This window comes from Bradyrhizobium sp. BR 10289 (assembly GCF_019455385.1).
Lineage (GTDB): Bacteria > Pseudomonadota > Alphaproteobacteria > Rhizobiales > Xanthobacteraceae > Bradyrhizobium.
Genome location: NZ_JACOFR010000001.1, coordinates 402,711 through 414,712 on the forward strand (window position 1 = coordinate 402,711; position 12,002 = coordinate 414,712).

At 65.3% G+C, this 12,002-nt stretch carries 11 protein-coding genes; 5 read left to right on the forward strand and 6 right to left on the reverse strand.

Annotation, left to right across the window (positions count from 1 at the left end; genetic code table 11):
- Positions 1 to 64: 64 nt before the first annotated feature.
- The 5 genes from HYH08_RS02080 to radA form a co-directional block, all read right to left on the reverse strand.
- Positions 65 to 1,210 carry an NHL repeat-containing protein gene (locus HYH08_RS02080; protein ID WP_220008072.1) on the reverse strand — a complete coding sequence of 382 codons (1,146 nt, stop codon included), beginning with the start codon at positions 1,208 to 1,210 and terminating at the stop codon, positions 65 to 67.
- 78 nt (positions 1,211 to 1,288) lie between these two features.
- Positions 1,289 to 2,029 carry an SDR family NAD(P)-dependent oxidoreductase gene (locus HYH08_RS02085; RefSeq protein ID WP_220008073.1) on the reverse strand — a complete coding sequence of 247 codons (741 nt, stop codon included), beginning with the start codon at positions 2,027 to 2,029 and terminating at the stop codon, positions 1,289 to 1,291.
- 51 nt (positions 2,030 to 2,080) lie between these two features.
- Positions 2,081 to 3,592 carry an amidophosphoribosyltransferase gene (gene purF / locus HYH08_RS02090; RefSeq protein WP_220008074.1) on the reverse strand — a complete coding sequence of 504 codons (1,512 nt, stop codon included), beginning with the start codon at positions 3,590 to 3,592 and terminating at the stop codon, positions 2,081 to 2,083.
- A 28-nt stretch (positions 3,593 to 3,620) separates the two neighbouring features.
- Complete coding sequence (locus HYH08_RS02095; RefSeq protein WP_220008341.1) at positions 3,621 to 4,250, reverse strand: CvpA family protein; 630 nt, start codon at positions 4,248 to 4,250, stop codon at positions 3,621 to 3,623.
- A gap of 170 nt (positions 4,251 to 4,420) precedes the next feature.
- Positions 4,421 to 5,869: a DNA repair protein RadA gene (radA, locus tag HYH08_RS02100; RefSeq protein ID WP_220008075.1), complete on the reverse strand. Its 1,449-nt coding sequence runs from the start codon at positions 5,867 to 5,869 to the stop codon at positions 4,421 to 4,423.
- 200 nt (positions 5,870 to 6,069) lie between these two features.
- Here radA and HYH08_RS02105 point away from each other — a divergent pair, with 200 nt between their 5' ends.
- Together HYH08_RS02105 and HYH08_RS02110 are read left to right on the forward strand one after the other, a co-directional pair.
- Positions 6,070 to 7,218 (forward strand): ABC transporter substrate-binding protein, encoded by a 1,149-nt coding sequence (locus HYH08_RS02105; protein ID WP_220008076.1) that lies wholly within the window; start codon positions 6,070 to 6,072, stop codon positions 7,216 to 7,218.
- On the forward strand, positions 7,218 to 9,275 hold the full coding sequence (locus HYH08_RS02110) for a putative bifunctional diguanylate cyclase/phosphodiesterase (RefSeq protein WP_220008077.1): 2,058 nt from the start codon (positions 7,218 to 7,220) through the stop codon (positions 9,273 to 9,275). Before HYH08_RS02105 ends, HYH08_RS02110 begins: the two co-directional genes overlap by 1 nt.
- A 6-nt stretch (positions 9,276 to 9,281) precedes the next feature.
- On the opposite strand, the gene HYH08_RS02115 is transcribed toward HYH08_RS02110, so the two are convergent.
- Positions 9,282 to 10,007: a sulfite exporter TauE/SafE family protein gene (locus HYH08_RS02115; protein ID WP_220008078.1), complete on the reverse strand. Its 726-nt coding sequence runs from the start codon at positions 10,005 to 10,007 to the stop codon at positions 9,282 to 9,284.
- Positions 10,008 to 10,195: 188 nt separating this feature from the next.
- On the opposite strand from HYH08_RS02115, the gene HYH08_RS02120 reads away from it, so the two are divergent.
- The 3 genes from HYH08_RS02120 to HYH08_RS02130 all read left to right on the forward strand — a co-directional run bounded on the left by HYH08_RS02120 (position 10,196) and on the right by HYH08_RS02130 (position 11,868).
- Positions 10,196 to 10,513, forward strand: coding sequence for a hypothetical protein (locus HYH08_RS02120; protein ID WP_220008079.1), 318 nt, complete (start codon positions 10,196 to 10,198; stop codon positions 10,511 to 10,513).
- A gap of 74 nt (positions 10,514 to 10,587) precedes the next feature.
- On the forward strand, positions 10,588 to 10,956 hold the full coding sequence (locus HYH08_RS02125) for a GFA family protein (protein ID WP_220008080.1): 369 nt from the start codon (positions 10,588 to 10,590) through the stop codon (positions 10,954 to 10,956).
- Positions 10,957 to 11,052: 96 nt separating this feature from the next.
- A complete protein-coding gene (locus HYH08_RS02130) occupies positions 11,053 to 11,868 on the forward strand; it encodes a hypothetical protein (RefSeq protein WP_220008081.1) in 816 nt (271 codons plus the stop codon).
- Positions 11,869 to 12,002: the final 134 nt, after the last annotated feature.

Genomic DNA, 12,002 nt, shown 5'->3' on the forward strand with positions numbered 1-12,002 from the left:
CCGGATGACGGTTTCGTCGCGGTGTCATCCGTCGGTTAACTTTTGTGCAAAATGCGTTGAGACGCTATTTCAGCGCGTCCGAGGTCAGCTTGAATTTCTGGATGCGCTTTCCGGTATCGACCTCGGCGGTATAGACGTTACCCATCGCGTCGACCGCCATGGCATGCACCCAGTGGAATTGCCCGGCATTGCGGCCGTTGTGGCCAAAACTGCCGACCACGCTGCCATCCTCGCGCCTGATGATCCGGATCTCGTTGTTCTCGCCGTCGGCGCTGAGCAAATAGGTTTGCTTCGGGTCGGGCCAGATCGCGATGTCCCACACCGCGCCGTTGCCGAGCGTGTTCTTCTCGAAGAAGAACTCCTTCACGAAGGAGCCGTCCTTCCTGAAGACCTGGATGCGGTTGTTGATGCGGTCGCAGACGTAGACCAGTCCGTCACTCGCGAGCTTAACGCAGTGAACCGGATTTCCGAATTGCTGTGATACCGGCGCCTTGGGATCGTAAGCCGCCTGCTTGGCATCGTCGGGCTTGTTGCCGTAGGCGCCCCAGTGCCGCTTGTAGGCGAGCGTCGTCGCATCGAACACGATGACGCGGCGGTTGCCGTAGCCGTCGGCTACGTAGATCTCGTTCGCCTCCTTGTCGATCGCGGTCTCGGCGGGCTTGCCCAGCTGCGTCGTGTCGTTGCTGCCGAGGCTCGGCGCTATCTTGCCGATCTGTGCCACGAACTTGCCGTCGAGCGTGAACTTCAAAATGGCGTTGTCGTTGTCGGCATTACCGCCGACCCAGACGAAGCCGCGCTCGTCGACCTCGATGCCGTGCTCGCGGCCGACCCATTCATAGCCTTCGCCGGCACCGCCCCACGAACGCAGCAGATTGCCGTCAGCGTCGAATTCGAGCACGGGAGGCGCCGAGACGCAGCATTTCGAGCGGGGCGGGGTGAGGCTTGCGCCTTTCTCATCGTCCGTGAGCGATCGCGGGCGATGGATCACCCAGATATGGCCCTGCCAGTCGACGGTGATGCCGCCGACCTGGCCGAGGATCCAGTTGTTCGGCAACTGTTTTGGCCAGGAGGGATCGACCGCGAAGGTCGGGACGTCGCCCGCCGTCGCCGAGCCAAGAGGCACGAGCGCGATCACTGCGATCAGGATGGACGACGCGCGAGAGACTTTTGCGAGCGCACGGCGGAGCCCTGCGCGATGCCATGGTGCCATGGCGACCTCCCTTGTTGGCTTGCGGCTTTGCTGCCGCTTGAGCGCGGGCAGTCAATCGCGGGGAGGCATTTGAGTCAATCAGGCCGGCGCGCGGAAGCTCATCAGGGTACGGGTCTTGTAGTCGTAGAACTTGCCGGTTTCGGTCCAGGCGGGCGCGCACATCGGCACGATGAATTCGGCGACCTGCTCAGGCGTGTCGAGCGTCGCCGGATCCTCGCCCGGCATCAGGGTTGCGCGCATGCGGGTGCGGATCGGACCGGGGTTGAACAAATTGACGCGCAGCTTGGTGTTCGCAGTCTCCTGCGCCCAGGCGCGGGCCAGCGTCTCCAGCGCGGCCTTGGAGGCGGCGTAGGGGCTGACATAGGCAGTCGCCTTGTTGGCGGCGCCCGAGGTGATGAACACGGCGCGGCCGGCATCGGACTGCTTCAGCAGCGGCTCCATGCAGCGGATCAGCTGGAAGTTGGCGGAGACGTTGACCGCCATGACGTCATTGAACGTCTTCAGCTCGATATGGCCGATCGGCGAGGACGGGCCGAGCACGCCGGCATTGCCGACCAGGATGTCGAGCTTGCCGTAGCGCTCGTGCAGGCCGGCGCCGAGCCGCGCGATGCCGTCGGAATCGGTGAGGTTGAGCGGCACCAGCGTGGCGCTGCCGCCGTCTTTCCGGATCTCGTCGTCGAGCTCTTCCAGCCCGCCCTGCGTCCGCGCCGTCGCAACGATATGCGCGCCGGCCTTGGCGAGGGCGATGGCCGTGGCATAGCCGATGCCGCGCGAGGCGCCGGTGACAAGAGCGATGCGGTCAGCGAGGGGTTTTGTCATGCCGGGGTTTTACAGGCGTGGGTGACCGGCACAAGCCCCCACGCGCACCCGTCAGCTCGCCTCCGCCAGCAGCGAGAGCTGCCGCGGCTGCGGCTCGATCTGGGTCTGGTCGGTGAGGTGGGTCGGATAGACACCGGTGAAGCAGTGATCCGCGAACTTCGGATTGGCGGGGTCGCGGCCGGGCTCGCCCATCGCGCGGTACATGCCGTCGATCGACAGGAAGGCGAGCGAGTCGGCGCCGATGAGCTCGCGCATCTCCTCCAGCGAGTGCGTCGCGGCCAGGAGGCCGCCGCGGTCGGGCAGGTCGATGCCGTAATAATCAGGGTAAAGGATCGGCGGCGAAGCGAGCCGGAAATGCACTTCCTTGGCCCCGGCATCGCGCATCATGCGCACGATCTTCTTCGACGTGGTGCCGCGCACCAGGGAGTCGTCGATCAGGATGATGCGCTTGCCCTCGATCGCGGCGCGGTTGGCCGAGTGCTTCATACGCACGCCGGATTCACGGATCGCCTGCGTCGGCTGGATGAAGGTGCGGCCGACATAGTGGTTGCGGATGATGCCGAGCTCGAACGGCACGCCCGAATGCTGGCTGTAGCCGACCGCGGCGGGCACGCCGGAGTCCGGCACCGGCACCACGACGTCGACAGGCACATGGCTCTCGCGCGCGAGCTGCGCGCCAAAGTTCTTGCGCACCTCGTAGACCGAGCGGCCGTGGACGATGGAATCCGGACGCGAGAAGTAGATGTATTCGAAGATACAGGGACGCGGTGCCATCGGCGGGAACGGCTTGTGGATGTCCTGGCCGTTCTCGTCGAACACGATGACTTCGCCGGGCTCGATGTCGCGCACGAAGCGCGCGCCGATGATGTCGAGCGCGCAGGTCTCCGAGGTCAGGATCGGGCAGCCGTCGAGCTCGCCGAGCACCAAGGGGCGGATGCCGCGCGGATCGCGCGCGCCGACCAGCTTCTTGTTGGTGAGCGAGACCAGCGCATAGGCGCCCTCGATCTCGCGCAGCGCGTCGATATAGCGCTCGATGAAGCGGCTGCGCCGAGAGCGCGCCACCAGGTGCAGGATGACCTCGGTATCGGAGGTCGACTGCATCATCGCGCCGCTCTTGACGAGTTCGCGGCGCAGCGTGAGGCCGTTGGAGAGGTTGCCGTTGTGGGCGACCGCGAGGCCGCCGGCATTGAGCTCGGCGAACAGCGGCTGCACGTTGCGCAGGATGGTGGCGCCGGTCGTGGCGTAGCGGACATGGCCGACCGCCATGGTGCCGGGCAGGCGGTCGATCACCTCGCGGCGGGAGAAGGTGTCGCCGACGAGGCCGAGGCGGCGCTCCGAGTGGAAGCGGCTGCCGTCGTAGGAGACGATACCGGCGGCTTCCTGTCCGCGGTGTTGGAGTGCGTGGAGGCCGAGCGCCGTGATGGCGGCCGCTTCAGGATGTCCGTAGATGCCGAAGACACCGCATTCCTCGCGGACCGTGTCTCCGTCCAGGTCGTTCTGAAGCTCTAGCGCGGCGGAGCCGGGATCGAGTTCAGTGTGGGCGTCCTGGTCAGGGTGTCGCATCTCGTCCGCGCCTCTCTTTAGGGCCAAATCAACGCGCCGCAGGTTTCTCGATCAGCTTCTTCATGCCGTCACGAGCAGTTTTACTGTATCCGTCGCCACTGCCCGAAGGCTGCTGCTCGGAATCAGCTTGATCATCATCTGGTTTGTTTTTCTTGAATCTCTTCAAGATGGTGTTCTCGGGGTCGTCAGGCAAGAGGGCCATCAGCCAATCCCCGGTTCCCTGGAGCACCACGCGGGATTTCGCTCCCGTCACCCAGTCCGGGCGCTGCTTGTCCGGCACCAGCCAGGTGAAGAACAGGAACGCGACAACGACGATCAAAAGCCCGCGAGCGAGGCCAAACAGGAAGCCCAGGGTGCGATCCAGCGCGCCGATGCGCGAATCCAGGATCATGTCCGAAATCCGGACCGTAATGACGGAGACCACGACCAGGGTGCCGACGAATACGCCGGCGACGACGACGACGCTCGCCACCGTGTCGTTGTTGAAATAGGTCTTGGCAGTCGGCAGCAGCTTCGAGAACGAATACAGCGTCACGATCGCCGCGGCGCCCCAGGCCGCGATCGACAGGATTTCGCGCATGAAGCCGCGGACCATGGCAAGCAGGCCCGAGATCAGCATCACACCGAGCAGGATCAGGTCGAGGAGTGTTACTGGCATCGGCTGGTCGGGTCCGCTCGTACTTTGAAGGTGCTCTAGCCGAATCGGTGTTGGGCCGCCGCCCCTAAGTGAGGGCCAGACGGCGTTCCCGGCAAGGCCGCAACCACGCAATCCCATGCTGCTTTTGTGACGGCTGTATAGCGGCGGGGACGGTCAACGTCACCCTCCGGCTAACCCTCTCCGCGGCGGAATCTTGCCGGTGTGGCATTTTTCTCCGCCGGTGGGTTCTGATCGCCGCGGCGGGAGCCCTTGGCAGCGATCTCGGCGACCAGCGTGGTCAGGCTGTTAACGGCGTTCAGGGTCAGTCCGGCGTCACCGCCGGCATCGCCGCCCCGGGCCGATTCGGGCAGCACCGCGCGCTTGAAGCCGAGCTTGACCGCTTCCTTGAGCCGCGCCGGGGTCTGCGCCACCGGGCGGATCACGCCGGAGAGCGAAATCTCGCCGAAATAAACGGCATCGGTGGGTAACTGCGCATTAACCAGGGACGACACCAGCGCGGCCGCGGCGGCCATGTCCGCCGCCGGCTCGTGGATGCGCAGGCCCCCAGCGACGTTGAGATAGACGTCGTGGCCGGACAGCTTGACCCCGCAATGGGCCTCCAGCACCGCCAGCACCATCGAGAGCCGGCTCTGGTCCCAGCCGACCACAGCCCGGCGTGGGGTGCCGAGCGAGGTCGGCGCCACCAGCGCCTGCAATTCGACCAGAACGGGCCGCGTGCCCTCGATGCCCGCAAAGACTGCGGTGCCGGGCGTGCCGAGGTCGCGCTCGGACAGGAACAGCTCGGAGGGATTTGTCACCTCGCGCAGGCCAAGTCCGGTCATTTCGAACACGCCGATCTCGTCGGTCGGACCGAAACGGTTCTTCACGGCGCGCAGGATGCGGAATTGCTGCGAGCCTTCGCCCTCGAACGACATCACGGCATCGACCATGTGCTCGACCACGCGCGGGCCGGCGATCTGGCCGTCCTTGGTGACGTGGCCGACCAGGATGATGGCCGCGCCGGTCTTCTTGGCGAAGCGAATCAGCGCCTGCGCCGAGGCGCGCACCTGCGTCACCGTGCCGGGCGCCGATTCCACCGTGTCGGTCCACATGGTCTGGATCGAGTCGATCACGATCAGCCGGGGCACGGCGCCTTCGGACAGCGTCGAGACGATGTCCTCGACGGAGGTCTCGGCGGCGAGTTGTACCGGCGCATCCGACAGCCCGAGCCGCTCGGCGCGCAGCCGCACCTGGGCGATGGCTTCTTCGCCGGAGATGTAGACGATGCGGTGGCCCGCGCGCGCCATCAGGCTGGTGGCCTGCGTGAGCAGCGTCGACTTGCCGATACCGGGATCGCCGCCGACCAGCAGCACCGAGCCGCGGACGAAACCGCCGCCGGTGACGCGGTCGAGCTCGGTCATGCCGGACGACAGCCGCGGCGCGTCGGGGCTCTTTCCGGCGAGGCTCTCCAGCGCGAACGTCCGGCCCTTGCGCTTGGAGCGGATCGAGACCGGAACGCTGCCGGCCGTGTCCTCCTCGGCGAGCGTATTCCACTCGCCGCAAGACTCGCACTTGCCCTGCCAGCGGTTATAGGCCGCGCCGCAGTTCTGGCAGACGAAGGAGAGCGTGTTCTTGGCCATGGGGACCGAGTCGGAGGTTGCTGGTTCGCTGATAGCATGGAACGGCGGGGCATGACGGGGATCCCCGACGCTCCAATTAGCGCAATTCACCGTCGCCGATACATCCTTTGTTAGCTCTACGCCGGCGCTGGTTTCCGGACTTTGCCAAATATTAGCGGACGCGGGTCCAGTTTCGGAACCAAGACGGGGTGGCGAAACGAATGACGATGCTATTGCGCATATTGCTCGCTGTGAGCATGGCCTGCGGCGTGCTTGTGCCGTCTGGCGGCGCCGTCGCAAAGCCTCTCAACATCGTCTTCGTCAATCCCGGCAAGACCGGCGAGGTCTATTGGGACATGGTCGCGCTGACCATGCAGGCCGCCGGCCGCAAGCTCGATGCGCATGTCGAGGTGCTGACCAGCGAGCGCAATTACCGCACCATGCAGGAGCTCGGGCTCGGCGTGGTGGCGCGTCCCGACAAGCCCGATTTCCTCATCCTCTCGAACGAGGAATCCGCTGCCGTTCCGATCCTCGAGGCGGCCGAGGCTGCCGGGATCAAGACGCTGCTGCTGTCGAACACGCTGATCGGCGAGGATGCGGTGCGCCTTGGACCGCCGCGCCAGAAGCTCAAGACCTGGCTCGGCGATATCACGACTGATCTCGAGACCGCGGGTGCGCGCATGGCCGACGCGCTGATCAGCGCGGCGCGGGCCGAGAAATGGCAGAGCCCGGACGGCAAGATCCACATTCTCGGCATCGGCGGCGACGAGATCACGCCGGCCTCGATCGCCCGCAACGCCGGCCTCAAGCTTGCCGCCGACTCTGCGCCCGATGTGGTGGTGGACCGGATGCTGTTCGCCAACTGGACGCAGTCCGAGGCCGAGCAGGTCACCGCGAACTATCTGAGCTGGGCCACGCGCAAGGGGATCCGGCCCGCCGGCATCTGGGCCGGCAACGATCCGATGGCGCTCGGCGCCATCAAGGCCATCTCGACGGCAGGTCTTGTCCCCGGCGAGGACATTCAGGTGGTCGGCCTCAACTGGTCGGAGGACGCGCTGCGCGCGATCAGGGCGGGCCGTCTGCTTCTGACCGACGGCGGCCACTTCCTGCTCGGTGGCTGGTCGATCGTGCTGCTCCGCGACTATGCCGATGGCTGCGACTTTGCGACCAATTCCTCTCATGTCGAGGTCAAGACATCGGCGATCAGCCGCGCCAATCTCGGCTCGGTCGGCGACCTCATCAAGGACCGCGCTTTCGACCGGATCGACTTCGCGCGGTTCAGGGCGAAGCCGGGACGTTGCGGCCAGTACGATTTCTCCATCGATGCGCTCGTCTCGTCGCTGGCGCCCCCGGAAGGCACCGCTGACTGATGCGAAACGCTGACGACATGACCGATCCGAAACGTAGCGCACCGGCGACGTCCTCGCGCTCGGTGATCCGCGCGATGATATGGGCCACGGTGCCGGTGCTGCTCGTGGTGCAGCTGCTGGCCTCCGCCGGTGTCGAGCTCGCGAGCTTCTGGTCGCAGATCCGGCAGCTCGATGCGCGCATTGCCCGCGTCGCCGAGAGCAGGGGCGAACTGATCGCCGAGCCGTTGTGGAAGATGCGCTACGACCGGGTCACGAGCGTGCTCAACGAGATCATGCACGACGAGACCATCTCCGCCGCGGCTGTCTACGATGACACCGGCGTTGCGATTGCGCGCGTGGTGGCGCGCCCGTCGGACCAGTCGGTCTCGGAGGTGTCGCGTCCGATCACCTATATCAACGACAACATCGCCGTGCAGGCCGGCCGCATCGTGATCGCCTATTCCTACGCGACCGTCTATGCGGACACCGGCAGCCGGCTGCTGCTGTTGCTGGTCGTCGGCCTGCTCGCAACCTTCGCCACGCTGATCGCGATGCGGATCTCGGCGAACATCTTCATCGGCAAGCCGCTCGCCGCCATCATGTCGGCGATCCAGCGCAGCAAGCAGGATGGCCGTGCCTATCCGGCCGAGATCAAATCGCTGAACGAATTCGGCCAGCTCGCGCGCGCCTTCAATGCCATGCAGCACACGACGTCGGGTGCGCTCGACCGGCTCGGGCATATGGCCGCGCACGATCCGCTGACCGGGCTGCCCAATCGCCGCTCGCTGTCCGAGCAGCTGGTCACGCTGAGCCATCATGCAGGTTCGCCGGATTCGCTGATTGCGTTCTGCTTCATCGATCTCGACGATTTCAAAGGCATCAACGACACGTTTGGTCATGATGCCGGCGACAAATTCCTGGTGCATATTTCCGAGCGTTTGCGGCACGCGATCGAGCCGCAGGACTGGGTGGCGCGGCTCGGCGGCGACGAGTTCGTCGTCATCCGCCCCGAGGTCAGCAACGCGGCGACCGCACAGGCGTTCGCGCACCAGCTGCTGGATGCGATCTCAAAGCCCGTGCGGTTGCACGACAAGCAGGTGGTGCCGCGCGCCAGCATTGGCCTTGCCGTGCGCCGCGCCGGCGATCCTGAATTGTCGCATCTGCCGGCGCTCGCCGACATCGCGCTCTACCATGCCAAGAGCAAGGCGCCCGGCACCGTCGCGGTGCTGGACGAAGCGCTCCAGCACGACTATCGCCGCCGCAGGGATCTCGAGCTCGCCATTCCCACCGGCTTCTCCGAGGGGCAATTCGAGGTCTGGTATCAGAGCCAGGTCGACATCGAGAGCCAGGCGGTCGTGGGTCTCGAGGCGCTCATTCGCTGGCGCCATCCCGAGCACGGCATCATCGGCCCCGGCGAATTCCTGCCGCTGATCGAGCGCAGCGGCAACAATGCGCAACTGACGCGCTATGTGCTGACCGACGCCTGCCGTGCGCTGAAGCATCTGGTCGCCGCCGGCCGGCCGCAGATCCGGATCGCGATCAACCTGCCGCCGTCCGAGCTCGCCGACCATTCGCTCGCCGCCGAGCTGCGCGCGACATGCCTGCGCTTCGGCGTCGCGGCCTCGTCGCTGGAGCTCGAGATCACCGAGGGCTCGCTGATCAACAACATCGCCAGCGCCTCCGAGACGCTGCACCGTCTGCGGCGCCTTGGCGCCACTATCGCGCTCGACGATTTCGGCACGGGCTACTCTTCGCTCGCCCATCTCAGGCGTTTCCCGCTGGACAAGGTCAAGATCGACAAGGCCTTTATCAGCGAGATCCCCGACAGCGCCGAGGACAAGGCGATCGTCGGGGTCATCGCCTCGCTCGCCGGAACGCTGGGCCTGACGCTCGTTGCCGAAGGCATCGAGCGGGCCGAGCAGGCGCAGGCGATGCGCGAGATGGGCGTGACCCTCGGGCAGGGCTACCTCTATCATCGGCCGCAGCCGCTCGAGGCAGTCCGGCAATGGCTCGAGGGACAGCCCGGGAGCCGCGTCCTCGCCGAGAGTCCGTCGATTGCCCCCGAATTCGCCGCCTGAACGCGGTTACGGCTGCGTCGCATTCCAGAGCATCGACAGCCCGGCCGCGATCATGATTGCGTCCATCAACAGGCGAAACATCTCCGGCTTGAGGTGCAGCACGAAGCGTTTTGCGATGAAGGCGCCTGACATCAGCGAAGCGCCCGCGATCAGGCCTTTGACGAAGACCTCCTGCGTCAACGCGCCGAAGCGTTCGAAGGTCACGGACTTCGCGAAATAGAGGCCGAGCGAGGCGGCGGCCTCGGTCGCGAGGAACGCGCCCTTGGAGAGGCCGTAGAACAGGAAGAGCGGCACGCTGAGCGGACCGGTCGAGACCACGATGCCGGTGAGGTAGCCGATGATCGCGCCGCCGACCGCGAGGTGCCAGAGATTGGCCTTCAAATCGTGCCGCGCCAGCCAGTGCCGCACCGGCACCATCGCGATCAGGAAGAGGCCGATGGCGAGATCGACGGCGTGCGAGGGCAGCGCCAGCAGCGTGCGCGCGCCGAGCGCTGCGGCTGGAATGCCCGTCGCCGAATAGGCCGCGCAGGCCCGCCAGTCGACTTCGCGCCACCATGCCAGGATGCGCGAAAAATTCGCCATCACCGAGGCCACCGCCATGATCGGCACGGCTTCCTTCGGCCCATAGGCGTAGACCAGCACCGGCATCAGCATGATCGACGAGCCCGTGCCGACAATGCCCGAGACGGTGCCGGCAACGAGACCGACGATGAGGACGAAAAGGAAGGCCAAGGGACAGGCTCCGGGAATCGGAGGAGTGTAGCCGGAGCAGGGATGGGGCGCGAACGGCGCAGGGATGGCGGGCGGTGGTTAACCGGCGGTACCCCGCCGGCCACCAATTCGACGGGTTCCCCGGCCGGATCCTTCAAATTTGAAGCGTATTGATCGGAGCGTTCGCTCAAAGAACTTGAGGTCTTTCGATGCCCGACCATCATTCCTTCTCCGCCCTCGACCGCCATGCGGTGCTAAGCGGATCCGACAATGGCTTTCCCTGGGTTGCCGGCGCGATGCTGGCGTTTGAGGCGGGCGAGGTGGTGCGGCTGCGCTGCGAGAAGCTCAGCCATGGCGACGAGGCCGCCGGACGGGAAGCTGTGCTGATGGTCAGCGAGAAGATCGCCGCGGCTTTCGAGGCGACCATGAATCTGCTGTCCGGCGCAACGCCAGCCGCCGTCATCCACCGCTATCGCGAGCACGTCGCCGCCAATGCCAGGCGGCTGTCCGCGAACGAAGCTCCCTGACGGCGTCGCGCTGCTGACAGCATGTTGGCAGCAGGGGCCGGCTACGACCATCTCCTGACAAAAGGGAGCGGGTCATGCCGTTCGAGGGAAGCTGTCATTGCGGTGAGACGGTGTTCGAGGTGACGGAGGCGCCTTCGCATGTGACACGCTGCACCTGTTCGCTCTGCGCCAAGCGCGGTGCGCTGTGGGCCTATTACACGCCGGCGCAGTTTCGCCTGCTGTCGCCCGCGGACAACGTTGCCACCTATCTCTGGGGCAGCCGCACCGTCAAACATCATTTCTGCGCGAGTTGCGGCTGCGGCACCTATTCGGAGTCGCCGGACTGGTCGAGCGGCAAGCCGGATTTCGACAATCCCAAGGTCGCCGTGAACGCGCGCCTGTTCGACGATTTCGATCTGGAGGCCGTGCCTGTCAACGTGATCGACGGCAGGAATTTGTGGTGAGCATTTTGGCTCACGCATATCTGCTGTACGTCCGTGCGCTTGAGCGCTTTTGGAAAAGCTGATTTGGTTCCGGCCCGATAAAAGGGGGAGGAGGCCATGATGCGTCTTTTTACGCGAGTGATGCTCGCAATGTGTCTGTTCGTTGCAGCCGGCTTCGCGGCACAGGCGCAGACCAAACCAAAGGTCACAACGGCTGGACCTGACTTCCCCAAGGCGGCGCTCTTCGTCGGCAACAGCTTCTTCTACTACAACAACGGCATGCCCGGGCATCTCTCCTTCATGGAGCGGGCGGCGGATGCCGAGAACAAGGCGGCCTATCGCAACACTATGGCGACGATCGGCGGCTCCGGCCTCGACTGGCACGACATGGACAACCTGCTGCGCCCGGGCGGCATCGGCGCTTACTCCTTCGACGACCAGAACGTCGTAGTGTTCAACAAGCCGGGCAAGAAGTTCGACGCGGTGGTGATGATGGATTGCAGCCAGTGCCCGATCCATCCGCAATTGAAAGACGCATTCACGACTTTCGTGAAAAAGGACAGCGAGATCGTGCGCGCGCATGGCATGCGGCCGGTGCTGTTCATGTCCTGGGCCTATTCCGACAAGCCGGAGATGACGGAAGGACTTGCCGAGGCCTACACGGTGGCAGGCAATGCCAACGACGCGCTGGTCATTCCTGCAGGCCTTGCGTTCGCACGCGTCCGAAAGCTTCAGCCCGAGCTCAATCTCTACGCGCCGGACAAGCGGCATCCGAGTCCGGCAGGCACGTATCTGGCCACCTGCGTCACGTTCGCCGCGCTGACGGGCCGCTCGCCGGTCGGAAATTCCTACACCATGGGGCTGGATGCGCCGACGGCGGAGCTGCTGCAAAGGGCGGCCTGGGATACGGTGCAGGACTATTACGGGCGGTGATCAACGGCACGCTGTCGTAGGGTGAGCAAAGGCGCTCTTGCGCCTTGCCCACGATCTGTCTCCTACAAGAAAGATTGGTGGGCACGCTTCCGCCGTCGCTCTTCGAGCTATGGCGGACAAGTCGCTTTGCCCAC

Excerpts from the sequence above, each read along its gene's own strand:
- HYH08_RS02080 (WP_220008072.1), bottom strand. The coding sequence starts at position 1,210 with ATGGCACCATGGCATCGCGCAGGGCTCCGCCGTGCGCTCGCAAAAGTC.
- HYH08_RS02085 (WP_220008073.1), bottom strand. The coding sequence starts at position 2,029 with ATGACAAAACCCCTCGCTGACCGCATCGCTCTTGTCACCGGCGCCTCG.
- purF (WP_220008074.1), bottom strand. The coding sequence starts at position 3,592 with ATGCGACACCCTGACCAGGACGCCCACACTGAACTCGATCCCGGCTCC.
- HYH08_RS02095 (WP_220008341.1), bottom strand. The coding sequence starts at position 4,250 with ATGCCAGTAACACTCCTCGACCTGATCCTGCTCGGTGTGATGCTGATC.
- radA (WP_220008075.1), bottom strand. The coding sequence starts at position 5,869 with ATGGCCAAGAACACGCTCTCCTTCGTCTGCCAGAACTGCGGCGCGGCC.
- HYH08_RS02105 (WP_220008076.1), top strand. The coding sequence starts at position 6,070 with ATGACGATGCTATTGCGCATATTGCTCGCTGTGAGCATGGCCTGCGGC.
- HYH08_RS02110 (WP_220008077.1), top strand. The coding sequence starts at position 7,218 with ATGCGAAACGCTGACGACATGACCGATCCGAAACGTAGCGCACCGGCG.
- HYH08_RS02120 (WP_220008079.1), top strand. The coding sequence starts at position 10,196 with ATGCCCGACCATCATTCCTTCTCCGCCCTCGACCGCCATGCGGTGCTA.
- HYH08_RS02125 (WP_220008080.1), top strand. The coding sequence starts at position 10,588 with ATGCCGTTCGAGGGAAGCTGTCATTGCGGTGAGACGGTGTTCGAGGTG.
- HYH08_RS02130 (WP_220008081.1), top strand. The coding sequence starts at position 11,053 with ATGATGCGTCTTTTTACGCGAGTGATGCTCGCAATGTGTCTGTTCGTT.